Here is a 25,615-nt window from a genome sequence, read left to right as displayed (position 1 = left end):
CCCCTCCCTGTCAAAGGAAATTAGGTGTCATCTCGCATGTTAGAATTCGGGGTAATTGCCCAGGAGTCTACCATGCTTCCCTTGTTACTGGCTTCCAGCTCTGCGTACCGCCGTGAACTGCTCACCCGCCTGCGCCTGCCCTTCACCTGGGCAAGCCCCGACCTTGACGAACGGCGCCTCGATGACGAACCCGCCGTCGAGCTGGTCCGCCGCCTGGCTCGACAGAAGGCCGAAGCCCTGGCCGCCAGCCACCCCGACCACCTGATCATCGGCTCCGACCAGGTGGCGGTGCTGGGCGAGCAAATCCTCGGTAAACCCCACACCTTTGAACGCGCCTGCGAGCAATTGCTGGAGAGCAGCGGGCAACAGGTCACTTTCCTCACCGGGCTGGCGCTGCTGAACAGCGCCACCGACCACTGCCAGGTTGATTGCGTGCCGTTTACCGTGACGATGCGCGAGCTGGATCGAGAGCGCGTGGAGCGCTACGTGACGGCCGAGCAGCCGCTGGATTGCGCCGGCAGCTTCAAGGCCGAGGGACTGGGGGTCAGCCTGTTCCAGAGCACCCACGGCTGCGATGCCACGAGCCTGATCGGGCTGCCACTGATTCGACTGGTGGACATGCTGCACAAGGAAGGCGTGCAGGTGCCTTGAACATGCAATCGCGGGGCAAGCCCGCCCCCACGAGGCCAATGAGCGACCAGTGGGAGCGAGCTTGCCCCGCGATGAATGCCACGCCGATTCAGATCAACGCAGCGAAGGCCCCTGGAAGCCCATATACAGCGCCAGGCGCTCCGCCACGCTGGCACCGATACGCTTGGAGAAACGATCAAACGGCGACTCCTGCACAGTGAAGTCCACCAACTCCTTCTCACCCACGATGTCGCGGGCGACATAGCTGGCACTGCCCAGCCCGTCCACCAGACCCAGCTCCTTGGCCTGCTCGCCCGACCAGATCAGCCCACTGAACAGCTCAGGGTGATCCTTGTCTTTCAGGCGCTCGCCACGCCCCTGCTTGACCATGGCGATGAACTGGCGGTGCGTGGTGTCCAGCACACCCTGCCAGAACGCGGTTTCTTCGGGTTTCTGTGGCGAGAACGGATCAAGGAACGCCTTGTGCTCGCCAGCCGTATAGGTACGACGCTCCACCCCCAGCTTGTCCATGGCCCCGACGAAGCCGTAGCCGGCCGCGGTGACACCAATGGAACCGACCAGACTGGCCTTGTCGGCATAGATCTCGTCGGCGGCGCTGGCGATGTAGTAGGCCCCGGACGCACCGAGGTCGGCGATCACCGCATACAGCTTGATGGCAGGGTACTCGGCGCGCAGACGACGGATCTCGTCGTACACATAGCCTGACTGCACCGGACTGCCGCCCGGGCTGTTGATACGCATGACCACAGCCTTGGTCTTCGGATCCTTGAACGCCTCGCGCAGACTCTTGACGATATTGTCGGCGCTGGCCGGCTCCTGGTCGGCAATCACGCCGCGCACCTCGACCAGCGCGGTGTGGTTGCCGCTGCGCGAGGCCGCCTTGTCCACATCCATCAACGGCGTGAACAGGAACAGGATGCCAAACAGGTACACAAAGGTCAGCAGCTTGAAGAAGATCCCCCAGCGCCGCGCCCGGCGCTGCTCCTGGACGCCTGCCAGCAAGGTCTTCTCCAGCAGCTTCCAGCTCTTGCGCTCCTCACCGGCTTCGTCCGGCTCGGGCGCCTTCCATTCGTCAGTCATGCTCACCTACCTTGGAAATTGATCTGCGCAGGCTCGGCCAGCCATTCGCGCAACTGGGAAAAATGCTCGATGCACACTTGCGGGCCGAATTCGGCCAAGGCCTGCAGCGACATGGCGCCGTAGCCCACCGCTACCGAATGCATGCCGGCGTTGCTGGCCATCTGCAGGTCGAACGCCGAATCTCCGACCATCAGCGCCCGCCCGGGTTCGACCCGGCAATGGGCGAGAATCTCTTCGAGCATCAGCGGATGCGGCTTGCCACGGGTTTCGTCGGCAGCCCGGGTGATGTCGAAATAGCCTTCCCAGCCATTGGCCTTGAGCACCCGGTCCAGGCCGCGCCGCGCCTTGCCGGTGGCCACTGCCAGACGATACCCCTCGGCACGGAACGCCTCCAGCGACTCGACCACGCCGTCGAACAACGGCGACGGCTGCTGGTCCAGCGCCATGTACACGTCGGCGTAGTGCCGGCGGAACGCCTCGACCTGCGGCGCATCAAGGTGCGGGTACAGGGTGGCGATCGCCTCCCCCAGCGCCAGGCCGATGATGCCCTTGACCGCCTCGTCGCTGCTGGGGGCCTCGCCGGCACGCCCGGCGGCCACGTTCATGGCCTCGACGATGCGCCCGATGGAGTCGGCCAGGGTGCCGTCCCAGTCGAAGATCAGCAGGTCATAACTTTTATTCATGGCTCAGGACGCCAGTCGCTCGATGGTCTTGGCCCACATCTCGTCCACCGGCGCCTCGAGCTTGAGCTCGCCACCATCGGGCAGCGGCACGGTCAGCTGGTAGGCATGCAGGAACAGACGCTTGCCGCCCAGCTCGCGGATCTCGCGAGTGAAGTCCTCATCGCCGTACTTGCTGTCGCCGGCGATCATGTGCCCGGCATGCAGGGTATGCACGCGAATCTGGTGGGTACGCCCAGTGATCGGCCGCGCCTCGACAATGGTGGCGAACTCGCCGAAGCGGCGCAGCACGCGGAACATCGTCAGCGCGTCCTTGCCCTCGTCGTTGACCTCGACCATGCGCTCGCCGGAACGCAGGTTGCTCTTCTGCAGCGGCGCATTGACCTGCTTCTTCGAGGTCGGCCAATGGCCGCGCACCAGCGCCATGTAGCGTTTGTCGACGCCATCGCCGCGCAGGGCGGCATGCAGGTGGCGCAGCATGCTGCGCTTCTTGGCGATCATCAGCAGGCCCGAGGTGTCGCGGTCCAGGCGATGCACCAGCTCCAGCTCCTTGGCGTCCGGGCGCAGTTGGCGCAGCGCCTCGATCACGCCAAAGCTCAGGCCGCTGCCGCCGTGCACGGCGATGCCGGCCGGCTTGTTCATCACGATCAGCGCCTTGTCCTCATAGACAATGGCCGCCTCGAGGCGCTGCAGCAGCCCCTGGGCCACCGGCGCCGGCTCGTCGCGCTCGGGCAGGCGCACCGGCGGCACGCGCACCACATCGCCGGCCTGCAGCTTGTACTCGGGCTTGATCCGGCCCTTGTTGACCCGCACCTCACCCTTGCGCAGGATGCGGTAGACCAAGGTCTTGGGCACGCCCTTGAGGGCCGTGATGAGGAAATTGTCGATGCGCTGGCCGGCAAGCTCCGGCGGGACTTCGATCAGCTGAACGCCGGAAGTCGGGGGGGTATTGGTCGTCATGGCGGGATCATAACAATTTTTTATGGAATTGAAGCACTTAATCATTGCTGCTATAGTCGCGAACGCCGCCAAAAGCGGCAGGCCAGCGGCACCAGGCTCTACGCCGGCCCTGACCATCGCAATTCCCGAGGACGCGAGGCCGTCCTACGGAGCGTTCGCCAGTTTAACTAAATGCCTGGAATCGCCACCAGCGCTGTGTAGAGAAGACCGAAAAAAAACGACAAGTGCGGTGTTTCACCTGCTTATCCCGATTCTTTTCGCCGTACCTCTGCCCGCCACCGTCGTTTCCGCGCATTCGGGCGAATGCTTCGGAAATACCTGCCTTGGATATGTTATGGCGCCAGCCCGGAACCGGGCTGGCGAAAAATGCAACCCGTTGCGGATTCAGCGCGCGGCAGCACCGAATTTTCAGGGATACGTGCAGGGTGGAGATGTACAGCCCTCGGACCGTGTGGCACCGAACCCGCCCCAGCGCCCCACTCAACGGGCAATGAGCGGACAAGGTCCTGAACAGACGCCCTGGTGGCGTCCACGGACGACCGGTTGATTCCTCCTCCTGACTGAGTGCACCAGGCCCGCTCGATTGATTCGGATAACCTTCGAAAAGCTCGACAGGTCTTTTGGCACCGCAAAACAGGACGCGTCGTCGCGACAACGGCAGGCTGGGCAACCGGCTGGTGCCGAACGTCGCCAGACACGGGGGTGGCCCGCCACCCTTTGCGCACCTTGGCACCGACCCTGACAAGTCGTGTGTGCCGCACGCCGTTTCCGGCAGCCCGGAAACCGACGGTACAACATGAAAAGAATGCTGATTAACGCAACTCAGCCCGAAGAGTTGCGTGTAGCCCTGGTGGACGGCCAACGTCTCTACGACCTGGACATCGAGTCCGGCGCCCGCGAGCAGAAAAAGGCCAACATCTACAAAGGCAAGATCACCCGGATCGAGCCCAGCCTCGAAGCGGCCTTCGTCGACTTCGGCTCCGAACGACACGGCTTCTTGCCGCTGAAGGAAATCTCCCGCGAATACTTCAAGAAAGCCCCTGAAGGCCGGGTCAACATCAAGGAAGTCCTGAGCGAAGGCCAGGAAGTCATCGTCCAGGTCGAGAAGGAAGAGCGCGGCAACAAAGGCGCCGCCCTGACCACCTTCATCAGCCTGGCCGGCCGCTACCTGGTACTGATGCCCAACAACCCGCGCGCCGGTGGCATCTCCCGCCGCATCGAAGGCGAAGAGCGCAACGAACTGCGCGAAGCGCTGAACGGCCTGACCGTTCCGGGCGACATGGGCCTGATCGTGCGCACCGCGGGCCTGGGCCGCAGCAGCGAAGAAATGCAGTGGGACCTCGACTACCTGCTGCAGCTGTGGACCGCCATCAAGGAAGCCTCGCAAGACCGCGCCGCGCCGTTCCTGATCTACCAGGAAAGCAACGTCATCATCCGCGCCATCCGCGACTACCTGCGCCAGGACATCGGCGAAGTGCTGATCGACAGCATCGACGCCCAGGAAGAAGCCCTGACCTTCATTCGCCAGGTGATGCCGCAGTACGCCAGCAAGGTCAAGCTGTACGAAGACAGCGTGCCGCTGTTCAACCGCTTCCAGATCGAAAGCCAGATCGAAACCGCCTTCCAGCGCGTGGTCGACCTGCCGTCCGGCGGCTCGATCGTCATCGACCCGACCGAAGCCCTGGTGTCCATCGACATCAACTCGGCGCGCGCCACCAAAGGCAGCGACATCGAAGAAACCGCCCTGCAGACCAACCTGGAAGCGGCCGAAGAGATCGCTCGTCAGCTGCGCCTGCGCGACATCGGCGGCCTGATCGTCATCGATTTCATCGACATGACCCCGGCCAAGAACCAGCGCGCTGTCGAAGAGCGCGTGCGTGAGTGCCTCGAGGCCGACCGCGCTCGCGTTCAGGTTGGCCGCATCTCGCGCTTCGGCCTGCTGGAAATGTCCCGTCAGCGCCTGCGTCCATCGCTGGGCGAAAGCAGCGGCATCGTCTGCCCACGCTGCTCCGGCACCGGCATCATCCGTGACGTCGAGTCGCTGTCGCTGGCGATCCTGCGCCTGATCGAGGAAGAAGCACTGAAGGACCGCACCGCCGAAGTGCGCGCCCAGGTACCGATCCCGGTGGCCGCCTTCCTGCTCAACGAGAAACGCAACTCGATCACCAAGATCGAACTGCGCACGCGCGCACGCATCATCATCCTGCCGAACGATCACCTGGAAACCCCGCACTTCGAAGTCCAGCGCCTGCGCGACGACAACCCCGACGTGCTGAACAACCAGTCCAGCTACGAGATCGCCTCCGCCGAGACCGAAGAAGCGCCGCAGCCGACCGCCACCCGCACCCTGGTGCGCCAGGAAGCCGCGGTCAAGACCGCGCCGGCCCGCGCCAACGCCCCGGTGCCGACAACCGCTGAAGAGCAGCCGGCCCCTGCCGCGCCGGTCGCCGCCCCTGTCGCCGCCGAGCCGAGCCTGTTCAAAGGCCTGGTCAAGTCGCTGGTCAGCCTGTTCGCCGGCAAGGAAGAGCCTGCCGCCGCACCGGTCGCCACCACCGAGAAGCCAGCCACCGAACGCTCGCCACGTAACGAAGAGCGCCGTAACGGTCGCCAGCAGAGCCGCAACCGTAACGGCCGTCGCGAAGAAGACCGCAAGCCACGCGAAGAGCGCGGCGAGCGCGCCCCGCGTGAAGAGCGTCAGCCTCGCGAAGAGCGTGCCCCGCGTGAAGAACGTGCGCCACGCGAAGACCGTCAACCGCGCCAGCCGCGTGAAGATCGCCGCGGCAACCGCGAAGAGCGCGTGCGCGAACTGCGCGAGCCACTGGACGCCGCACCGACTGCCCGCGAAGAACGCGCACCGCGTGAAGAGCGTGCGCCACGCGAAGAACGCGTAGCCCGTGAAGAGCGCGCGCCACGCGAAGAGCGTGCACCGCGTGAAGAACGTGCTCCACGCGAAGAGCGCGCCCCTCGCGAAGAGCGTGCACCGCGTGAAGAACGCGTCCCCCGCGAAGAGCGTGCACCGCGTGAAGAACGTGCCCCCCGCGAAGAGCGTGCACCGCGTGAAGAACGTGCCCCACGCGAAGAGCGCCAGCTGCGCCCTGAGGTGCAGGCCGCCGAACAGGCCGTGGAGCTCGCCGAGGAGCAACTGCCGAACGAAGAGCTGCTACAGGACGAGCAGGAAGGCGCCGATGGCGAGCGTCCACGCCGCCGTTCCCGTGGCCAGCGTCGTCGCAGCAACCGTCGTGAGCGCCAGCGCAACGCCAATGGCGAGCTGATCGACGGCGGCGACGAAGACGCCGGCGAAGAGCAGCCACAACAGCACCAGGCCACCGAGCTGGGTGCTGAATTGGCCGCCGGTACAGCCGTGATCGCTGCCGTTGCCACCAGCAACATCAGCGCCGACGCCGAGGCCCAAGCCAACCAGCAGGCCGAACGCGCCAGCGCCGCTGTCGCCGAGACCCAGGTGCAAATCACCGAAGTCGTGGCCGAGCAGGTCGCCATCGCCCCGGTGGTCGAGCAGCCTGTCAGCGAGCCAGTGGTCGCTGCCGAGCCGAGCATCGAGCCTGTCGTCGAAGTGGCGCCACAGCCTGTGGTCGAAGAAGCCGCCGCCGAGCAGCCGGCCGCCGCCGTTGTCGAGGCAGCGGTCGAGCCGGCCGCGGTCGTGCAAGCCCCAGTAGTGGAAGCGGGCGAGATCGAGAAGGCACCGGTTGCCGAAGCGGTTGAAGCCAAGGCGCCAGTCGCCGAACAGCCTGCCCCGGTAGCTGAAGCCGTCGAAGCCCAGCCTGAAGCGGTCGAAGCCCCGGTGGCCGAGCCTGCGCCAGCCGTGGTTGCCGAGCAAGCACCGGTCGAGCCGTCCACCATCATGCTGCCGAACGGCCGTGCGCCGAACGACCCGCGTGAAGTGCGTCGCCGCAAGCGTGAAGCCGAAGCCGCCGCCGCTGCTCTGGCCGCCGCCCAGGCTACCCCGGCCGAAGCCCTGGAAACCGCTGACGAGCACAAGCCTCATCACGGTTGATAGCCTCGGCTGAATGAAAAAGCCCCGCCAGTGCGAACTGGCGGGGCTTTTTCTTTGCCGGTGGATGGCACCGGCTCTGCCGGTGATCGCGGGGCAAGCCCAGGCCACCCCATCAGTACAGGTTCGGCTCCATCTCCAGCTCAACCCCGAAGCGCTTGAGGATATCCGCCTGGATCCGCCGCGCCAGCGCATGCAACTGCGCCCCGCTCGCCTGGCCGTAGTTGACCAGCACCAACGACTGCAAGCGGTGCACCCCCGCATCGCCATCGCGATAGCCTTTCCACCCCGCCTGCTCGATCAACCAGCCGGCCGCCAGCTTCACTTGGCCATCGGCCTGGGGATAGGCCACCACGCCAGGATGCCCGGCACGAATACGCTCGGCCAACTCAGCGGACACCACCGGGTTCTTGAAGAAGCTCCCTGCATTGCCCAACTCAGCCGGATCCGGCAGTTTCTCCCGACGGATACTGCAGATCGCGTCGCTGATCGCCTGCGCGGTCGGCTGCTCGACGCCCTGCTCCGCCAGGCGCTCACGCACCGGGCCGTAGTCCAGGTGTGCCTGCAAGGTACGATTCAAGGCAAAGCGCACGCGTACAATCAGCCAGCGCCCGGGGTTGCGTTTGAACACGCTGTCGCGATAACCGAACGCGCACTCTTCCAACGAGAAATCCCGCAGCTCGCCGGTCTCGCGGTCCAGCGCGGTCAAGCCGGCGAACACATCCTTGATCTCCACGCCATAGGCACCGACGTTCTGCATCGGCGCGGCGCCCACGGTGCCGGGGATCAAGCTGAGGTTTTCCAGCCCGCACAAGCCCTGCCCAAGGCTCCACTGCACGAACGGGTGCCAGGGCTCGCCGGCCTCGGCCTCCACCACCACCCGCTCACCATCATCGCTGAGCAGGCGTCGGCCACGGCTGGCCATGCGCAGCACCAGGGCCTCGACATCGCGGGACAACAGCAGGTTGCTGCCGCCGCCAATCACCAGCACCGGCACCTGCCGCTCGGCGGCCTGGGCCAGGGCCTGGCGGGCTTCGTCGTCGTCATGGGCCTGGGTGAAGTAGCGGGCACTGACATCGATGCCGAAGGTGTTGTAGGGCTTGAGCGACACGCGCTCCTGCCAGTGCACCGTCATAACCGCCCCTTGATTTCCACGACCAGCTCGCGGCAGGCCGCCTCGATCAGGTCCAGGACCTGCTCGAAGCCTTCGGCACCGCCGTAGTAAGGGTCCGGCACTTCGTCCAGGGCCGCGCCATAGCGGCGCAGGAGCAGGTCGAGCTCGCCCTTGGCGTTGTGCGGACGCAGGGCCTGCAGGTTACCCAGGTTGCTCTTGTCCATGGCCAGGACCAGGTCGTACTCGGCAAAATGCGCCGCCTTGATCTGCTGGGCACGCTGGCGCGACAGGTCGTAGCCACGGGCCAGGGCGGCCTTGCACGTGCGACTGTCGGGCGCCTTGCCGACATGCCAGTCGCCGGTGCCGGCGGAGGCCACCTGCACCACATCACCCAGGCCTGCGGCCTCGAGCTGATGGCGCAGCACGCCTTCGGCGGTCGGCGAGCGGCAGATGTTGCCGAGGCAGACGAACAAAACGCGCATCAGGCCTCCAGCAAGCGCCGAACGCGCTCCAGGTCTTCAGGGGTGTCCACGCCCACGGCCGGCGCCTCGATGGCGTCGGCGACATGGATGCGCACGCCGTGCCACAGAGCGCGCAGCTGCTCCAGCGATTCGGTCTGCTCCAGCCAGCATGGGCCCCAGGCGACGAAGTCCTGGAGGAAGCCCACCCGGTAGGCGTACATGCCGATATGACGGCGATAAGGCACGCCTTCCGGCAGTTGGTCGCGGTTGTGGGCGAAGGCGTCGCGGGCCCAGGGCAGCGGCGCGCGGCTAAAGGTCAGGGCCAGGCCGTGCTTGTCGCTGACCACTTTGACCGCATTGGGGTTGAAGAGGGTTTCCGGGGCGTGGATCGGCTCGGCCAGGGTGGCGATGCCAGCCTCCGGGTGCGCGGCGAGGTTGGCCGCCACTTGGTCGATGATCACCGGCGGTATCAGGGGCTCGTCGCCCTGGACGTTGACCACGATGGCATCGGCGGCCAGGCCCAGCTGGGCGGCGACCTCGGCCAGGCGATCGGTGCCCGACTCATGGTCGGCACGGGTCAGCAGCACCTCGGCGCCAAACGCCTGGCAGGCCTCGACGATGCTGGCATCGTCGGTGGCGATGACCACGCGGCTGGCGCCGCTCTTGCGCGCCTGCTCCCACACATGCTGGACCATCGGCTTGCCGGCGATCGGCAGCAATGGCTTGCCCGGCAGGCGCGTGGAGCGCAGCCGGGCGGGAATCACCACGGTGAAGTCCAGGCTCATTTGTCCAGGCGCTCTTCGTCGGTCAGGGTGCGCGCCTCGCTTTCCAGCATCACCGGGATGCCATCGCGGATCGGATAGGCCAGGCCGGCGCCCTTGCTGATCAGCTCGGTCTTGTCGGCGCTAAGCTTGAGCGGGCCCTTGGTGATCGGGCAGGCCAGGATATCGAGCAGTTTGGTGTCCATGGAGGTGTCCTTGCGACGGAAAATGAAAAAAGGCTCAGGGGCGGCCGGGCAGCAGGCGGTCGAGCTGGGCGTCGAACCAGGCGCTGAAGGCGGGCGTCGGCACGGCGTCGACCGCCAGGTACCACCAGTCGTCGGCGGCGAAGGGCCGGCATTTCACCGCATCCTTCTCGGTCATCACCAGCGGCAGCGGCGGGCTGAACGACAGCACTTCACGGCTGTAGGGCGCATGGTCGGCGAAAGGGTGCGGCACCGGCTGCCAGTGTAGCCCCAGCAGGGTGTTGAAGAAACGTTGCGGATTGCCGATGCCGGCCACGGCGTGCAGCGCCTGGCCAGGCGGGAACAGGTCGAGCTCGCGGCGCTCGCCGCTGCGCAGGTTGATCAGCGCCGAGGGTTGCAGGCGGAAGGCGAAGCCGTCGGCGCGGTCGGTCTCGGCGCCGTTGAACAGCACCGCGTCGGCCTCGCCCAAGCGCTCGACCGGCTCGCGCAACGGGCCGGCCGGCAGGCAGCGGTGATTGCCCAGGCCCCGGGCGGCGTCGATCAACACCAGCTCCAGGTCGCGAGCCAGGCGGTAATGCTGCATGCCGTCGTCGCACAGGATCAGGTCCGGCGCATCACTGGCCAGCAAGGCCTGCACGGCACGGGAACGGTCGGGGTCGATCACCAGCGGCACGCCGGTGCGCTGGACGATCAGCAAGGGCTCGTCGCCGGCCTGGTCCGCAGGCTGGTCAGCCTGGACGCGCCAGGGATAGTGCGGTGGTTTGGCGCCATAGCCACGGCTGACCACGCCGACCTTGAGCCCCTGCCGGCGGCAATGCTCGATCAGCCAGAGGATCATCGGCGTCTTGCCGGTACCGCCGACGGTGATATTGCCCACCACGATCACCGGTACTGGGGCACGGTAGCTCGGGCTTTCGCCGCTGAGGAAGCGCGCGCGCTTGCGCGTCACCACGCGACGGTACAGGGCCTCCAGCGGCCGCAGCAGGGCCAGCGCCGGGTGCCCGGCGTACCAGGCGGCGAGCAGACGGTCGGCGAAGGCCATCAGGGCTTGCCCTGCGCGGCCTCGACGGTGGTCATGCGCAACTTGCTGAAGCCGAGCTTGCCGGCCGCGTCCATTGCGGTGATCACAGCCTGGTGCGGGGTCTTGCCGTCGGCGCTGATGGCCAGCGGCAGGGTGATGTCACCGCCGGATTCCTTCTCGATCGCCTCGGTCAGGGTGTCCAGGTCGCTCTTGGGCAGCAGGTGGTTGTTCACCGAGTACACGCCGTCGGCGCTGATGGTGATCTCCACCAGCTTGCCCTGGTCGGCCGGCGGCTGCTCGGCGCTGCTGGCCTCCGGCAACTCGACACGCAGCTGGGTCTCGCGGGTGAAGGTGGTGGTGACCACGAAGAACAGCAGCAGCACGAACACCACGTCGATCAACGACGCCAGGTTGATGTCGACGTTCTCGCGCTGGCGATTGCGCCGGAACTTCACGCCTTGCCTCCGGCCACTTCCACTTCGCGGTCGCCCTGCAGCACTTCCACCAGCTTGATCGCCTCCTGCTCCATGCCCACCACCAGCTCATCGATGCGGCGCAGCAGGAAGCGGTGGAAGAACACCGCCGGGATACCGACCATCAGGCCGGCCGCGGTGGTGACCAGGGCCTTGGAGATCCCCCCGGCCAGGACGGCGGCGTTGGCGGTCATCTGCGAGCCCATGAAGGCGCTGAAGATGTCGATCATGCCCAGCACGGTGCCCAGCAGGCCCAGCAGCGGGGCCATGGCGGCGATGGTGCCGAGGGTGCTGATGTAGCGTTCCAGCTCGTGGATGACCCGCGAGGCGGCCTCCTCGATGCACTCTTTCATGATCTCGCGGCCGTGGCGCGAGTTGGCCAGGCCCGCGGCGAGGATCTCGCCCAGCGGCGAGTCGGCGCGCAGAGCCTTGAGCTTGTCACTGGTGAGTTGCTTGTCCTTGATCCACATCCACACCTGGCCCAGCAGGTGCGGCGGGGTGACACGGCTGGCGCGCAGGGTCCACAGGCGCTCGACGACGATCGCCATGGCGGCGATCGAGCTCAGGATGATCGGCAGCATCATCCAGCCACCGGACTTGACCAATTCCCACACAGTTAGCATCCCCTCGGAAAAAGGCCGCCACTCTACCATAGGACCGCCTGGGGCTCATCTGCCGGAGGTCAGGGAAACGTTCGGTCCGCGTAATCGCGGGGCAAGCCCGCTCCCACGCCAGCGCGAAACCATCGTGTGAGCGGACCTGCGTGGGAGCGGGCTTGCCCCGCGATGGCGTCGGTTCAGCCCTCGTCAACCTCACGCCAGAACCGCCGCTCCCTGCGCACACCCTCCACCCCACCCCGACTCCCCAGCACCAACCGCAATGCCCCCTCCAACGCCGTGTCATGCATCACCACCCCGTGCCGGCGATAGCGCTCGACCACCTGCCCATGGGGATGCCCGAAACCATTGTGCCGCCCCCGGGAAACCAACACCCCGCGCGGCGCCGTGGCCTGGACGAACGGCTCGCTGGACGACGTGCGGCTGCCATGGTGCGGCGCCTGCAACCAGTCCACCCGAGGATCGTCGGTCGCGGCCAGCCAGGCCCGCTCCGCACCGGCCTCCATGTCCCCGGCCAGCAGCAGGCGTTCGCCCTTGGCCTGCACGCGCAACACACAGGAGCGTTCGTTGCTGGAAGCCCCCTGCGGCCAGTGCCAGAGCTCGAAATCGACGCCATCCCACTGCCAGCGCTCGCCACTGCGGCACAGCGAGGCCGCTTCCAGCCCGGCAACCTCGCCGGCCAGCACTCGCGCCACCGAAACCCCACGCCGCACGGCCGCCGCCCCACCGGCATGGTCGGCATGGCCATGGCTGATCAGCATCACATCCAGCGCCTTCACCCCAAGCTTGCGCAAGGTCGGCAGCACCACCGTCTCGCCCAGGTCACTGCCACCCTGGGCCGGGCCTGCGTCATACAGCAGCGCGTGATTGCGGGTGCGCAGCAGCACCGCCAGGCCCTGCCCCACATCCAGCTGCCAGACCTCCACCTGCCCCGGCGGCACCTGTTCGCGTGGCGCCCACAGCGCCAACAGCAGGACCACGCCCGGCGCCCGCAACGGCACGCCCCGGGGCAGCAACACCAGCACGGCGCCCAGGCACACCAGCAGCCAGGCCCACAACGGCAGTGGCTCGGGAATCCAGGCCGGCCGCAGCCCTGCCAATCGCGTCAGCACGGCAAACAACCCATCCAACGACAGGCCCGCCAGCCACAGCATCCCCTCCCCCAGCCCAGGCACCGGCAGCAGGGCCGTACCCAGCAACGCCAACGGCAGCACGCCCCAGCTGAGCCACGGCACCGACAGCAGATTGGCCAGCGGCGCGCTGAGACTGACGGGCAGCCCCAAGGCCAGCAGCACCGGCAGCAACCCCACGGCGATCACCCACTGGGCGCGGGTCCAGGCCTGCCAGGGCCGCCAGGCACCCAGCCGGGCGGCAAAACACAGCACCAGCACCGCCACGGCAGCGAACGACAGCCAGAAACCCGGCAACAGGCTGGCCAGCGGCTCGACCAGCAGCACGCCCGACAGCGCCATCAGCAACGGCACCCAGACGCCCAGATGGCGAAAGCGCAAGCGCCAGAGCAGCACCACCGCCAGCATCAGGCACGCCCGCTGCACCGGCACGCCGAACCCCGCCAGCCAGCCGTAGCCCAATGCCGCCGCCATCGCCAGGCCACAGGCCCAGGGCAGCCACGGCAGGCGCCGTGGCCACCCCCCCAGGCGCGCCAGCCCCGCCACCAGCCCGTAGACCAATCCGGCCAGCAAGCCGATGTGCTGCCCGGAAATCACCAGCAGGTGTACCGTGCCGGTGGCCTGCAGCACCTGCCAGTCCTCCCGCGCCAGGCCTGCGCCATCCCCGAGCACCAGGGCGGCCAACGCCGCCTCACGGCCATGGGCATCGGTGGCCAGCAGGCGCTGGCGCAGGCCGTCGCGCCAACTGCTGGCCTCCTCGCCCTGGCGCATGCCGGCCTTGACCGTGCCGGTGGCACCGACCCGCCGCGCCAACAGCGTGGCCTCCTGATCCGGGCCATGGGGGTTGAGCAGGCCCTTCGGCCGACGCAGGTTGACCGCCAGCCGCCAGTGCTCCCCCGCTCGCAGCGGCGGCCCCTCGAACCAGCTCAATTGCACCCGCTGCGGCAACCGGGCCCGACGTGACTGCGGCTGCTCCAGCTCGAAACGCACGCCGCGCTCGGTACGGGTCGGCAGGCCGACCACCCGCCCCTCCAGCCACAGCGTGCGGCCATCCAGCGCGGCCGGCAGGCGGTCGTCCAGGGCCTGCTGCGCCGACCAGCAGGCCCAGCAGCCACCCAGCACGAACCAGCCCAGCGGCCTGGCCCGGGTGCGCAGGCAGGCCAGGGCCAGCAACAGCAATGGAATCAGCCATCCGACCGGTGGCAGGGCAGGTAAAAAGCGCAGGCTCAACAGCCCGAGGACCAGCGCCAGCATCCCTGTGCGCATGAGATAGAGCTCCAGAAGCGAAAACGGCCCCTGAGGCTTAGCTGATCGGCGGAAAAAACCTGCTAAACAATTGTCACAAACTCTGAACGAGGCTGCGCTTCAATCAAGGCATACTGACGCCCTTCAACCCCGCCGGGAGCCCACATGCCGCGCCGTCTGTTCAAACGCTACATGCCGGACCCGACCAGCATCCGCGAACACAAGTCCTTACGCTTTTTCGGCAAGCTGCTGCACGACCCCAACCTGTGGCACCTGAATCGCCATTCGGTGGCGCGGGCCATGGGCGTCGGCCTGTTCGCGGCGCTGATCCCGATCCCCATGCAGATGCTGCTGGCCGCCGCGCTGGCGATCCCGGTGCGCGGCAACCTGCCAATCGCGGTGAGCCTGGTGTGGCTGACCAACCCGCTGACCATGCCGCCGGTGTTCTTCGTCACCTACATGACCGGCGCCTGGCTGATGCAGGTGCCGCCGCGCACGCTGCCCGAGGAAATCACCGTCGACTGGGTCACCGACCAGCTGGCGACGATCTGGCAACCGTTCCTGCTGGGCTCGGTGGTGTGCGGGGTGGTGCTCGGCGTGCTCGCCTACTTCACCACCATGGGCTACTGGCGCTGGTGGGTGGGCCGGCAGTGGCGCCGGCGCCAGTGCCGTTGTGCCCTCACCCGAAGCTCAGGCACGCATGCCGCGGCCGCTGACCAGCAGGCGCACGCACAGCAGGTAGAGCAGCGCGGTGGCCACCAGCATGAAGCTGATCGCCGTGCCGATGCTGATGTCCGACACCCCTAGGATGCCGTAGCGGAACGAGTTGACCATGTGCAGCACGGGGTTGGCCAGCGACACGGTCTGCCAGAACGGCGGCAGCAGGTTGATCGAGTAGAACACCCCGCCCAGGTAGGTCAGCGGCGTCAGCACGAAGGTCGGGATGATCGAGATGTCGTCGAAGTTGCGCGCGAACACCGCGTTGACGAAGCCCAGCAGCGAGAAGATGGTCGCGGTCAGCAGCACCACGACGATGGTCACACCCAGGTGATGCACCTGCAGGTGGGTGAAGAACAGCGACAGGATGGTCACGATCACCCCCACCGCCAGCCCGCGCAGCACACCGCCCAGCACATAGCCGACGAGGATGGTGTGCGGCGACACCGGCGACACCATCAGCTCCTCGATGGAGCGCTGGAACTTGCTGCCGAAGAAGCTCGACACCACGTTGCCGTAGGAGTTGGTGATCACCGACATCATGATCAGCCCCGGCACGATGTACTCCATGTAGGTGAAGCCGCCCATGTCGCCGATCTGCCGGCCGATCAGGTTGCCGAAGATCACGAAGTACAACACCATCGTGATGGCCGGTGGCAGCAGGGTCTGCGGCCAGATGCGCAAGAAGCGCCGCACTTCGCGGTAGACGATGGTGTTCAGGGCGACCCAGTTGGTGCGCAGTTCCACACTCATACGGCCACCTTCGACAGGTTCTTTTCCACCAGGGACACGAACAGCTCCTCGAGTCGGTTGGTCTTGTTGCGCAGGCTTTGTACCTCGATGTTCTTCAGCGCCAGCTGGCCGAACAGCGCGGTGATGCCAATGTCCTTGTCCACCTGCACCTCCAGGGTGTGCGGGGTGATCAGCCGGCACGGGTAGCCCTGCAGCTCAGGCGCGGCGGGCAGGTCGTGCTTGAGGTCGAGGACGAAGGTCTCGACGTGCAGCTTGCCCAGCAACTGGCGCATGCTGGTGTTCTCGACGATGGTGCCGTGGTCGATGATGCCGATGTTGCGGCACAGCTGCTCGGCCTCTTCGAGGTAGTGGGTGGTGAGGATGATGGTGATGCCCTTCTGGTTGAGCTCGGTGAGGAAGCTCCACATCGAACGGCGCAGCTCGATGTCCACCCCGGCGGTCGGCTCGTCGAGGATCAACAGGCGCGGCTCGTGGATCAGCGCCCGGGCGATCATCAGCCGGCGCTTCATGCCGCCGGACAGCGAACGCGACGGCACGTCGCGCTTGTCCCACAGCCCGAGCTGCGTCAGGTACTGCTCGGCGCGCTCCTTGGCCACCTTGGGCGGGATGCCGTAGTAGCCGGCCTGGGTGACGACGATGTCGAAGGTCTTCTCGAACTGGTTGAAGTTGAACTCCTGGGGCACCACGCCCAGGCAGCGCTTGAGCGCCGCAGGCTCGCGGTCCAGGTCGTGGCCGAACACGTTGACCGTGCCGCTGGTCTTGTTCACCAGGGTCGAGAGAATGCCGATGGTGGTGGACTTGCCGGCGCCGTTGGGGCCGAGCAAGGCGAAGAAGTCGCCTTCGGAAACGTCCAGGTCGATGCCCTTGAGGGCCTGGAAACCGTTGCCGTAGGTCTTGGTCAGCTGTCGGATGGACAGGGCGGAACTCATAGCGGGTCGGGTACCGAGAAAAGGGTGCGGGACACGCCAGGTGAAGTCACTGGCGCAGTGAGTGCGGCCATGGTGCAAGGGCTGGCCGCACAAGTACAGTCACATGTATCGATAGTGACTATCGAAGTGGCGTCACGTCAGGGCGCTCATCACCCCCGCCTGGTAGGCCGGGCGTTGCTTGAGGCGCTCGTACCAGGCTTGGAGGTGGTGCATGGCCGGGCGTTCAATCGGCATTTCGAACCAGGCGTAGATGAAGCTGCCCAGGGGAATGTCGCCCATGCCGATCTGCTCGCCGGAGAGGTACGGCTGCCTGGCCAGGGTCTCGTCGGCGATGGCCAGCAACTGGGCGCATTGCTTGTGCGCGGCGTTGATCGCCACCCAGTCGCGCTGGTCCTCGGGGGTGCGCAGCAGGCCCCAGAACAGCGGGCGGAACGGGCCGGCGAAGGACGAGGTGGTCCAGTCCATCCACTTGTCGGCCAGGGCGCGCTGGCGCGGGTCGTCGAGGTACCAGCCTTGTTCGGCGCCGTACTCGGCGCATAGGTAGCGCACGATGGCGTTGGACTCCCACAGCACCAGGTCGCCGTCTTCGAGCATGGGCACCAGGCCGTTGGGGTTCAGGGCCCGGTAGTGCGGTTCGTTGACCACGCCGAAGGCGCCGCCGGCATCGATGGACTCGAAGTCCAGGCCCAGCTCGTGGGCGATCCACAACGCCTTGCGCACATTGCTCGAATTCTTGCGGCCCCAGATCTTCAGCATGGCAACGTCCTTAATGAATGCGGGAGGGGGGTCAGTCTACTCCAAGCGGTGGGCGGTGCCAGTGAAACCGGGGGGCCGCTTTGCGGCCCTTTCCGACCGGTCCGACGCCTCGGCAAGGCCGCTCCCACAGGGTATACGCCAGCTCTGCCATGGCGCGGTCCCTGTGGGAGCGGCCTTGTGTCGCGAAAGGGCTGCGCAGCAGCCCCGGCGATCTCAAAGACTGTCAGACATTTCCGAACCTGAAACCAAATGCTTCAGCCAGCAAAGCTTGGGAACTATCCTACGCACTTGCCGGAAGCCGCCGCGTTGTCGGGGAAATACCCCGGGGATAACTTCATCGGGTCGCCCAATTGGGTGACCGGGTGTGAGAAACCCGATTTCCACAACGGTAACGCGCCTCCGTCATGGTGGCCGTGTACGGGCAGACTTCGGTCTGGCCGGGTTTACCTTGTGGCCCGGATTTCTCACCCCGTACATGGCTGCCACCTTGATCTCGTGAGAAAGGATGCGGGTGGTGGTTACTCGTAACCACAAGGAAGCTCGACCATGAAAAAAATCGTCCCAGACCCACCCCGTCTCTGCCACTTCATCACCATCCGCCCCCCCCTCCCCCGCGACGACGCCATGGCCGCCGCCGTCGAAGTGGCCACCGCCATCTCCGACGTCCTCGACATCTACTTCAAGACCGAGCCCGGCGAAGTCCAGGACCGCCTGTTCATCGCCAGCGACTACCTCGGCCAGCTCGCCTGCGCCCTGCTCGAGCACAAACCGCAGGTGCAGCCATGAGCCGCGGGCATACCGCGGGCCGCACCACCTGCCTGGACCTGTTCAAGGTCGAGCCGGGTGTTACCTTCGAAGACGCCTTCAGCGAGTTGTCGGTGCTGCTCGGCTGCATCCGCCACCTGACCTGCGAGGCGGAGATGGAAGGCGACCTGCTGGCCGGCAGCTCGGCGCGGATCCTCAGCGCCATGGCCAAGGCGCTGATCGATGATATGGAGGTGGGGTTGAACCGCTCCAGATGATCTGATGACCGCATCGCGGGGCAAGCCCACTCCCACGCCCACATTGCATATCTGGCGTGGGAGCGGGCTTGCCCCGCGATGACTGCATGACATTCCCTACCGAACTCCCAGCGCCCCACCCTGTCATCTCCTAGGCAGGCCATCCACCCCAACACGTCTAAGCTCTGTGGATCGCCCCCGCCCCCCGCTTCCAAGGAGGAAGAATCATGCTGCTGTTGTGGTTGCTGGTCCTGGTGCTTGGCGCCGCGTATCTACTGCACCGGCGCCTGGCGCCCCTGCAAATCCTCGCGGCCATCGCCGCGTACACCCTGCTGATGGGCATCTTCAGCACCGCGCCAGGCTGGCTGCTGGCGCTGATCTGGGTAGTGATCGCCGCCAAGACGGCCTTCTTCGCCCTGCCGGAGCTGCGCCGTAAACTATTCACCGCGCCGATGTTCAACTGGTTCCAGCGTACCCTGCCGCCAATGTCGCAGACCGAGCGCGAAGCCATCGACGCCGGCACCGTGTGGTGGGACGGCCACCTGTTCAGCGGCCGCCCCGACTGGAACACCCTGCTCGACTACGACGCACCCAGGCTCAGCGAGGAGGAACAGGCCTTCATCGACGGCCCCACCGAGCAGCTGTGCGCCATGGTCAGCGACTGGCAGATCGGCCAGGACCTCGACCTGCCGCCGCAAGCCTGGGACTTCATCAAGCAGCATGGCTTCTTCGCCCTGATCATCCCCAAGGAGTACGGCGGCAAGGGCTTCTCGGCCTACGCCCACTCCCAGGTGGCGATGAAACTGGCCACCCGCAGCGGCGATCTGGCCTCCACGGTGATGGTGCCCAACTCGCTGGGCCCGGCCGAACTGCTGCTGCACTACGGCACTGACGAGCAACGCAGCCACTACCTGCCGCGCCTGGCCCGTGGCGACGACATCCCCTGCTTCGCCCTCACCGGCCCCCTGGCTGGCTCCGACGCCGGGGCCATGCCCGACACCGGCGTCATCTGCAAAGGCCAGTGGCAGGGTGAAGACGTCATCGGCCTGCGTCTGAACTGGGAGAAGCGCTACATCACCCTCGGCCCGGTAGCCACCCTGCTGGGCCTGGCCTTCAAGGCCTACGACCCCGACCACCTGCTGGGCGAGCAGACCGAGCTGGGCATCAGCCTGGCGCTGATCCCCACCGACCTCCCCGGCGTGGAGATCGGCCGACGCCACCTGCCACTGGGGGCCGCGTTCATGAACGGCCCCAACAGCGGCAAGGACGTATTCGTGCCGCTGGATTGCCTGATCGGCGGCCAGGCCATGCTCGGCAAGGGCTGGATGATGCTGATGAACTGCCTGTCGGTGGGCCGCTCGATCTCCCTGCCGGCGGTCGGCACGGGCGCGGCCAAGTACACAAGCCTCGTCACCGGCCAGTACGCCCGGGTGCGCGAACAGTTCAACGTGCCGCTGGCCGCCTTCGAAGGCATCCAGGAATCCCTGGCGCGCATCGGCGGCAACGCCTGGCTGATGGACAGCGCCCGCCTGCTCACCGCCAAGGCTGTCGACCTCGGGGAAAAACCCTCGGTGCTGTCGGCGATCCTCAAGTACCACCTCACCGAGCGCGGTCGCGAGTGCATCCAGCACGCCATGGACGTGCACGGCGGCAAGGGCATCATTATGGGCCCGAACAACTACCTGGGCCGCAACTGGCAAGGCGCGCCGATCTTCATCACCGTCGAGGGGGCCAACATCCTCTCGCGCAACCTGATGATCTTCGGCCAGGGCGCGATCCGCTGCCACCCGTTCGTGCTCAGGGAAATGGCCCTGGCCGGGCGCGAGGACCACGACCAGGCGCTGAACGAGTTCGACGACCTGTTGCTGCAGCACATCCTGTTCGCCGCCGGCAACGCCGCCAGCACCCTGGTGCTGGGTTTGGGCCTGGGGCATTTCGAGAAGGTCCCGGGCGATGCCCTGAGCCAGGGCTACTTCCGCGCCCTCAACCGCCAGGCGGCGGCGTTCGCCTTGCTGGCCGACCTGTCGATGATGCTGCTGGGCGGCGCGCTCAAGCGCCGCGAACGCCTGAGCGCCCGGCTGGGCGATGTGCTCAGCTACCTGTACCTGTCCAGCGCCGCGCTCAAGCGCTACCACGACCTAGGCTCGCCCGAGTACCTGCGCCCGCTGCTGCGCTGGGCGCTGGAGGAAAGCCTGGGGCAGGCCGAGAACGCGCTGGACGCGCTGCTCGACAACTTCCCCAACCGCTTCCTGGGCTGCGCCCTGCGGGTGCTGGTGTTCCCGTTCGGCCGCCGGCATACCGGGCCCAGCGATGAGCTGGACGCCGAGGTGGCGGCGCTGATCGGCCGCCGCAAAGGCGACCCGGCGCTGGAAGAGCTGCTGGCGGGCTGCTTCAGGCCTCAGGCCGACGGCGACCCAGTGGCCGCGCTGCAGACAGCCTGCGACCTGCTGGACGATGCCGCTCCACTGCACAAGGCCCTGCATCAGGCGGTCAAGGAAGGCAAGGTGCAGGCGGCACCGGGGCAGTCGGTGATCGACGCCGCCATCGAAGCGGGCGTGTTGCAGGCGGAGGAAGGCCAGCGCCTGCATCAGGCCGAGCAGGCGCGGCGGGTGGTGATCGATGTGGATGCGTTTGACAAGGACGTGCTGCTGCCCGAGGCAGGCAAAGTGCGCTGAGCATTGGTCGACCGCATCGCGGGGCAAGTCGCATCGGCGCACCGCCGCTCCCACGCCAAATATGCGATTGGCGTGGGAGCGGCGGTGCGCCGATGCGACTTGCCCCTCGATGAGGCCAGCACAGGCAGCTACGCTGCCAGCCTATGCAAAACCGGCGTATACTCCGCCCCCCGTTTCAACCACCCCGAGGACCGCCGCCATGGCCAACCCCCACCTGGAATACCACCTGCAACTGCTCCACCACCTGCGCACCATCCTGGCCGCGCTGGGTGAAGCCGAACAGGTCCCGGAGGAAAGCCACGCCCTGTTCCTCGAGCGCTTCGACGAGCTGCTCACCCTGCTGCCGCAGGACCCGCTGCAAAGCCAGTACCTGGGCCAGGACCTGATCTGCCAGGTGATCCAGCGCTATCCCCAGATCGCCCATCTGGTACCGCGTGATCTGCTGTGGTTCTTTGGTGGGGATTGCTTGCATTTCATGCCGGATGACGAGCTGGAGCTTTACCAGACGCTGGAAGAGCGACGCTACGAGGCAGAGCAGAACGGCGAAGCGTTTGATTGGCACCAAGAAAAGCAACTGCTAGCCAAGCCTGCTCAGGGTGATATTCACTGATGTAGATGCATCCCGGCCCCATTTGGGCCGGGAACCCCAATCACCTGAGCGGGACAAGTGAATTCACTCCGCCAAATCACGATCTAGCAAATCAGGGGGAATCCTAGCCTTACCCCCGAAAAAATGATGCGCCGAAGAACATAAGAACTCTGCTTCCAGTCGAAGTCGTTCTACCTGAGAAGGGGGCTGCTGCCCTTTACTTTCTTCATAACGCCTCCACGCATCGACCGCCCGTTTACATATCTCCAGCTGGACTTCCAAATCCGTCTTTTCGATCGTCACGGTCATTGCTCCTTCCTTGTTCAAGGCAGAATGGAGTGAGATCAGGCGCGCCCAACATTCTCCCCCGACAGAGTAATAACTGATGGTATGAGTACGAACATCGGGCACGTAACGAGTAGCGCCATGCCGTTGTACGCCCTCAGACGACATTCGCCAACTAGCAAAATTGATAGGTGTGCTGAGCCAGCTCGCCCCAAAAACCAACCACGCGAGCAAAAAAAAACGCCACTTCAAACGAAGTGGCGTTTTCAATGTGGAGCGGGAAACGAGACTCGAACTCGCGACCCCGACCTTGGCAAGGTCGTGCTCTACCAACTGAGCTATTCCCGCAGGGTGAAGCTTTACCGCATGTGGCCTGAAGCGCCTTGACGACCTTCAGCACCGGCACCGTCGGAACGATGCGTCAAAACTGGAGCGGGAAACGAGACTCGAACTCGCGACCCCGACCTTGGCAAGGTCGTGCTCTACCAACTGAGCTATTCCCGCAAATATGGCGTCCCCTAGGGGACTCGAACCCCTGTTACCGCCGTGAAAGGGCGGTGTCCTAGGCCACTAGACGAAGGGGACTAAGCCGACGCTTTTCAGCGCACCAGAACATGAACCTCACGATTCAGCCTGGATTTTCTTTTCCTGCCCTGCCGAAGCAGTGCCGGAGAAACTGGAGCGGGAAACGAGACTCGAACTCGCGACCCCGACCTTGGCAAGGTCGTGCTCTACCAACTGAGCTATTCCCGCAATATGGCGTCCCCTAGGGGACTCGAACCCCTGTTACCGCCGTGAAAGGGCGGTGTCCTAGGCCACTAGACGAAGGGGACACACTGCTCGCATTACCTATTAAAGTACTGCTTGCTTTCACTCTCTGCCGCGTTTCGCTGTGTGCTTTACGCTGCAAGTGGCGCGCATTCTATGGATGCCTTGGAAGGTCGTCAACCCCTTTGTAGAAATTTATTTAAATCAATGACTTCCCGTCGTCATGGGTGGTGGTGCAGGATGCGTCCGGGGATTGGCGTTGCTTTTCTGACGTTGGCTCGGCAAGCTCGTAGCGATGTGCCACTATCTGTAGGTTTTGGATGATGGGCCGATACATACAAGCAAGGCTTGAGGGCCTGATCGCAGGGCTAGCCCGCTCCCACGAATGCTTCATGGATTCAAGGGCGAGCAGGACTGTCCGCCAGGCTGCACTGTTCGCTTTCGGGCGGACTCACTACACTCTCGATAGATGCAAAACTTCTTCATGAGGCGTTAACGGTGACACCACTTCTGATCACCCTGCTTATCGTTGCGGGTATCGCGCTGCTGATCGTGATCGGCTACCTCAACAATGTGGTCGAGAACGGCAAGCTCGAGCGCGCACGGCTCAAGGTCGAGCTGGCCGACCGCCTGCGCCGTTGCGGCGAAATCACCGAGACCTTCCCCGGGCAATTCATGACGCCCGCGCTCAAACTGCTGCTGACCCGCCTCGAACTGAACCTCAACCAGCGCCAGCTGGCCCTGGACAAGCACAGTGGCGACCTCAAGGCACGCATCGCCGAGCTGGAAGGGCTGATCGCCCAAGGCGAGAGGATACCGGTCAGTAACCCACCCTCGCCCATCCAGACCGAGGTAAAGGCCAAGGACGTGCGCTTTTTGCTGGAACTGCTGCACAACCAGATCGTGCGTGCCACTCAGGAAGGTTTCCTGGCGACCAACGAAGGCAAGTATTGGGTCAAGGAAATCCGTCATATCCTCGTGCTGCTGCATATCGAGTTCTTCAACAACCTCGGCCAGCAGGCCCTGCAGCAGAACCAGCCAGGCCAGGCGCGCCTGGCCTTCGAGCGTGGCGTGCAGTACCTGCGCAAGCAGCCTGAGCCCAAGCAGTATGAAGAGCAGTTGACCTACCTTGAGAAACTGCTGAACCGGGCCAATGCCCAGGTGCTGGACCAGATGGAACCGGCGGAGAATGAACAGAACGCGCTGACCCAAGGGCTCAAGACCGACGAGGATGAGACCTGGAAGAAGAAGGTCATCTACGACTGACAGCGCTGGCTCTATCGCGGGGCAAGCCCGCTCCCACGACCCAAAAGAAAGGGGCCTTCGCAGGCCCCTTCTTCATTTCAGCAATCGGTCAACGCGAGGAACACCTCGACCAACCGCTCCAGCCCTGCCTGGTCGGCCTCGCTGAAGCGCGCCAGCTTCGGGCTGTCCAGGTCGAGCACGCCGATCAGCCTTCCGGCCTTGACCAACGGAATTACCAGTTCGCTGTTGGACGCGCTATCACAGGCGATATGCCCGGGAAACGCGTGCACGTCCTCGACCCGCTGGGTCGTGCGGGTGGCCGCCGCGGCGCCGCATACGCCCCGACCGAACGGGATGCGCACGCATGCAACCTGACCCTGGAACGGGCCGAGCACCAGCGCTTCGTTGCGGTTGATATAGAAGCCCGCCCAGTTCAGGTCCTCTACCTGGTTGTAGAGAAACGCCGAGAACTGCGCGGCGTTGGCGATGAAGTCGCGCTCGTCGGCGAACAGCGCCTGCACTTGCGCGGCCAGCAAGTCGTAGCCATCGAGGCCTTGGCCACTGGCGTTGAGGTCGATCATTTATTTCTGCTCCAGCAATTGCAGCCCGACCCAGTAGCGGGCGAACTGATAGGCACAACGGCCATTACGGTTACCGCGGCCGGTGGCCCAGCGCACGGCGAGGATGTCGAGCGCTTCGCTGCGCTGCCACTGCAGCCCGGCCGGGCGCGCCAGCTGGCCGATCCAGTGCTCGACCACGTTGAGGAAGTGCTCCTGGCTGAACGGGTAGAACGACAGCCACAGGCCGAAGCGGTCGGACAGGGCGATCTTGTCCTCCACCGCTTCGTTGGGGTGCAGCTCGCCGTCGACCATCTTCCAGTTCTCGTTGTCGCTCTGTTTCTCCGGCACCAGGTGGCGGCGGTTGGAGGTGGCGTATAGCAGCACGTTGTCCGGGGCCTGTTCCAGTGAGCCGTCGAGCACGCTCTTGAGCACCCGGTAATCGCCCTCCCCGGCTTCGAACGACAGGTCGTCGCAAAACAGGATGAAGCGTTGTTCACGTTTTTGCAGTTGCTCGACCACCCGTGGCAGGTCGGCCAGGTGGTCGCGCTCGATTTCAATCAGGCGCAGGCCCTGGCCCGCATGCTCGGCCAACAGCGCCCGCACCAGCGACGACTTGCCGGTGCCGCGCGAGCCCCACAGCAGGGCGTGGTTGGCCGGCATGCCGTTGATGAACTGGTGGGTATTGCGGCCCAGCTGTTCGCGCTGCTGGTCGACACCGATCAGGTCGGACAGGCGGATGTCGAGGCTGACCTCCAGTGGCATCAGGTAGCCGCTGCGGCCGTCGCGTTGCCAGCGGGCCGCCAGGGTACGGGTCCAGTCGATGTCCGGGCGTGGGGCCGGCAGCAGGGGTTCGAGGCGGGCGAGGACGGATTCTGCGCGGTCGAGAAAAGCATTGAGACGGGCGTCCATGACGACTCCTATTGATTTCAGTT

At 65.6% G+C, this 25,615-nt stretch carries 25 protein-coding genes and 5 tRNA genes; 8 read left to right on the top strand and 22 right to left on the bottom strand.

Annotation, left to right across the window (positions count from 1 at the left end):
* Positions 1-72: 72 nt before the first annotated feature.
* Positions 73-651, top strand: a complete 579-nt coding sequence (locus AC25M7_RS07445; protein WP_486970904.1) for a Maf family protein — start codon at positions 73-75, stop codon at positions 649-651.
* 93 nt (positions 652-744) lie between these two features.
* Here the strand turns inward: AC25M7_RS07445 and AC25M7_RS07440 are convergent, their stop codons facing one another.
* From AC25M7_RS07440 to rluC, 3 genes are read right to left on the bottom strand one after another with little or no spacing between them, the layout of a single operon-like run.
* Positions 745-1,731, bottom strand: coding sequence for a S49 family peptidase (locus AC25M7_RS07440; protein ID WP_028690985.1), 987 nt, complete (start codon positions 1,729-1,731; stop codon positions 745-747).
* Positions 1,732-1,733: 2 nt separating this feature from the next.
* Positions 1,734-2,414 (bottom strand): HAD family hydrolase, encoded by a 681-nt coding sequence (locus AC25M7_RS07435; RefSeq protein WP_062361669.1) that lies wholly within the window; start codon positions 2,412-2,414, stop codon positions 1,734-1,736.
* Positions 2,415-2,417: 3 nt separating this feature from the next.
* Entirely contained in the window at positions 2,418-3,371 is a 954-nt protein-coding gene (gene rluC / locus AC25M7_RS07430; protein ID WP_028690983.1) for a 23S rRNA pseudouridine(955/2504/2580) synthase RluC, read from the bottom strand.
* 796 nt (positions 3,372-4,167) lie between these two features.
* Between rluC and rne the strand changes: the two genes are divergently transcribed.
* A complete protein-coding gene (rne, locus tag AC25M7_RS07425; RefSeq protein WP_486970903.1) occupies positions 4,168-7,383 on the top strand; it encodes a ribonuclease E in 3,216 nt (1,071 codons plus the stop codon).
* A gap of 112 nt (positions 7,384-7,495) precedes the next feature.
* Here rne and murB read toward each other — a convergent pair whose 3' ends face one another.
* The 8 genes from murB to AC25M7_RS07385 all read right to left on the bottom strand — a co-directional run bounded on the left by murB (position 7,496) and on the right by AC25M7_RS07385 (position 14,426).
* Positions 7,496-8,515: a UDP-N-acetylmuramate dehydrogenase gene (gene murB / locus AC25M7_RS07420; protein WP_486970902.1), complete on the bottom strand. Its 1,020-nt coding sequence runs from the start codon at positions 8,513-8,515 to the stop codon at positions 7,496-7,498.
* A complete protein-coding gene (locus AC25M7_RS07415; protein ID WP_486970901.1) occupies positions 8,512-8,976 on the bottom strand; it encodes a low molecular weight protein-tyrosine-phosphatase in 465 nt (154 codons plus the stop codon). Before AC25M7_RS07415 ends, murB begins: the two co-directional genes overlap by 4 nt.
* Complete coding sequence (gene kdsB / locus AC25M7_RS07410; RefSeq protein ID WP_028690979.1) at positions 8,976-9,740, bottom strand: 3-deoxy-manno-octulosonate cytidylyltransferase; 765 nt, start codon at positions 9,738-9,740, stop codon at positions 8,976-8,978. Before kdsB ends, AC25M7_RS07415 begins: the two co-directional genes overlap by 1 nt.
* Positions 9,737-9,922: a Trm112 family protein gene (locus AC25M7_RS07405; protein ID WP_011532874.1), complete on the bottom strand. Its 186-nt coding sequence runs from the start codon at positions 9,920-9,922 to the stop codon at positions 9,737-9,739. Before AC25M7_RS07405 ends, kdsB begins: the two co-directional genes overlap by 4 nt.
* 34 nt (positions 9,923-9,956) lie before the next feature.
* Positions 9,957-10,961 carry a tetraacyldisaccharide 4'-kinase gene (gene lpxK, locus AC25M7_RS07400; protein ID WP_186597288.1) on the bottom strand — a complete coding sequence of 335 codons (1,005 nt, stop codon included), beginning with the start codon at positions 10,959-10,961 and terminating at the stop codon, positions 9,957-9,959.
* Positions 10,961-11,395, bottom strand: coding sequence for an ExbD/TolR family protein (locus AC25M7_RS07395; protein ID WP_028690977.1), 435 nt, complete (start codon positions 11,393-11,395; stop codon positions 10,961-10,963). The genes lpxK and AC25M7_RS07395 overlap by 1 nt, the downstream gene beginning before the upstream one ends.
* The gene (locus AC25M7_RS07390) at positions 11,392-12,027 is read right to left on the bottom strand and encodes a MotA/TolQ/ExbB proton channel family protein (RefSeq protein ID WP_028690976.1); all 636 of its coding nucleotides are present in this window, start codon (positions 12,025-12,027) and stop codon (positions 11,392-11,394) included. The genes AC25M7_RS07395 and AC25M7_RS07390 overlap by 4 nt, the downstream gene beginning before the upstream one ends.
* Positions 12,028-12,209: 182 nt before the next feature.
* Positions 12,210-14,426 (bottom strand): DNA internalization-related competence protein ComEC/Rec2, encoded by a 2,217-nt coding sequence (locus AC25M7_RS07385; protein ID WP_486970900.1) that lies wholly within the window; start codon positions 14,424-14,426, stop codon positions 12,210-12,212.
* 144 nt (positions 14,427-14,570) lie between these two features.
* On the opposite strand from AC25M7_RS07385, the gene AC25M7_RS07380 reads away from it, so the two are divergent.
* On the top strand, positions 14,571-15,212 hold the full coding sequence (locus AC25M7_RS07380) for a DUF2062 domain-containing protein (protein ID WP_139121109.1): 642 nt from the start codon (positions 14,571-14,573) through the stop codon (positions 15,210-15,212).
* On the opposite strand, the gene AC25M7_RS07375 is transcribed toward AC25M7_RS07380, so the two are convergent.
* The 3 genes from AC25M7_RS07375 to AC25M7_RS07365 form a co-directional block, all read right to left on the bottom strand.
* Positions 15,096-15,875, bottom strand: coding sequence for an ABC transporter permease (locus tag AC25M7_RS07375; protein WP_028690974.1), 780 nt, complete (start codon positions 15,873-15,875; stop codon positions 15,096-15,098). The genes AC25M7_RS07380 and AC25M7_RS07375 overlap by 117 nt on opposite strands.
* Positions 15,872-16,804, bottom strand: coding sequence for an ABC transporter ATP-binding protein (locus tag AC25M7_RS07370; RefSeq protein WP_028690973.1), 933 nt, complete (start codon positions 16,802-16,804; stop codon positions 15,872-15,874). Before AC25M7_RS07370 ends, AC25M7_RS07375 begins: the two co-directional genes overlap by 4 nt.
* Positions 16,805-16,936: 132 nt before the next feature.
* The gene (locus AC25M7_RS07365; protein ID WP_486970899.1) at positions 16,937-17,560 is read right to left on the bottom strand and encodes a glutathione S-transferase; all 624 of its coding nucleotides are present in this window, start codon (positions 17,558-17,560) and stop codon (positions 16,937-16,939) included.
* A gap of 546 nt (positions 17,561-18,106) precedes the next feature.
* On the opposite strand from AC25M7_RS07365, the gene AC25M7_RS07360 reads away from it, so the two are divergent.
* The 4 genes from AC25M7_RS07360 to AC25M7_RS07345 all read left to right on the top strand — a co-directional run bounded on the left by AC25M7_RS07360 (position 18,107) and on the right by AC25M7_RS07345 (position 21,846).
* A complete protein-coding gene (locus AC25M7_RS07360; protein WP_486970898.1) occupies positions 18,107-18,346 on the top strand; it encodes a hypothetical protein in 240 nt (79 codons plus the stop codon).
* The gene (locus AC25M7_RS07355; RefSeq protein WP_028690971.1) at positions 18,343-18,582 is read left to right on the top strand and encodes a DUF3077 domain-containing protein; all 240 of its coding nucleotides are present in this window, start codon (positions 18,343-18,345) and stop codon (positions 18,580-18,582) included. Before AC25M7_RS07360 ends, AC25M7_RS07355 begins: the two co-directional genes overlap by 4 nt.
* Before the next feature lie 206 nt (positions 18,583-18,788).
* Positions 18,789-21,236, top strand: coding sequence for an acyl-CoA dehydrogenase (locus AC25M7_RS07350; protein WP_062361651.1), 2,448 nt, complete (start codon positions 18,789-18,791; stop codon positions 21,234-21,236).
* A gap of 199 nt (positions 21,237-21,435) precedes the next feature.
* Positions 21,436-21,846 carry a PA2817 family protein gene (locus tag AC25M7_RS07345; protein ID WP_028690969.1) on the top strand — a complete coding sequence of 137 codons (411 nt, stop codon included), beginning with the start codon at positions 21,436-21,438 and terminating at the stop codon, positions 21,844-21,846.
* 63 nt (positions 21,847-21,909) lie between these two features.
* Here AC25M7_RS07345 and AC25M7_RS07340 read toward each other — a convergent pair whose 3' ends face one another.
* The 6 genes from AC25M7_RS07340 to AC25M7_RS07315 all read right to left on the bottom strand — a co-directional run bounded on the left by AC25M7_RS07340 (position 21,910) and on the right by AC25M7_RS07315 (position 22,943).
* Positions 21,910-22,134: a hypothetical protein gene (locus AC25M7_RS07340; protein WP_028690968.1), complete on the bottom strand. Its 225-nt coding sequence runs from the start codon at positions 22,132-22,134 to the stop codon at positions 21,910-21,912.
* 248 nt (positions 22,135-22,382) lie between these two features.
* Positions 22,383-22,458: transfer RNA gene (locus AC25M7_RS07335), tRNA-Gly, on the bottom strand.
* A gap of 80 nt (positions 22,459-22,538) precedes the next feature.
* Positions 22,539-22,614, bottom strand: a tRNA-Gly gene (locus tag AC25M7_RS07330).
* Positions 22,615-22,619: 5 nt separating this feature from the next.
* Positions 22,620-22,695, bottom strand: a tRNA-Glu gene (locus AC25M7_RS07325).
* A gap of 92 nt (positions 22,696-22,787) precedes the next feature.
* Positions 22,788-22,863, bottom strand: a tRNA-Gly gene (locus tag AC25M7_RS07320).
* Positions 22,864-22,867: 4 nt separating this feature from the next.
* A tRNA-Glu gene (locus AC25M7_RS07315) sits at positions 22,868-22,943 on the bottom strand.
* A gap of 433 nt (positions 22,944-23,376) precedes the next feature.
* On the opposite strand from AC25M7_RS07315, the gene AC25M7_RS07310 reads away from it, so the two are divergent.
* A complete protein-coding gene (locus AC25M7_RS07310) occupies positions 23,377-24,144 on the top strand; it encodes a hypothetical protein (protein WP_028691717.1) in 768 nt (255 codons plus the stop codon).
* Positions 24,145-24,221: 77 nt separating this feature from the next.
* Here the strand turns inward: AC25M7_RS07310 and AC25M7_RS07305 are convergent, their stop codons facing one another.
* Both AC25M7_RS07305 and AC25M7_RS07300 read right to left on the bottom strand, forming a co-directional pair.
* Complete coding sequence (locus tag AC25M7_RS07305) at positions 24,222-24,704, bottom strand: GAF domain-containing protein (protein ID WP_028691718.1); 483 nt, start codon at positions 24,702-24,704, stop codon at positions 24,222-24,224.
* Positions 24,705-25,592, bottom strand: a complete 888-nt coding sequence (locus AC25M7_RS07300) for an ATP-binding protein (protein WP_028691719.1) — start codon at positions 25,590-25,592, stop codon at positions 24,705-24,707.
* Between the last annotated feature and the right edge of the window lie 23 nt (positions 25,593-25,615).

It is taken from the genome of Pseudomonas sp. P106(2024) (genome assembly GCF_057480815.1).
This window is presented reverse-complemented; position numbering and strand designations above follow the sequence as displayed.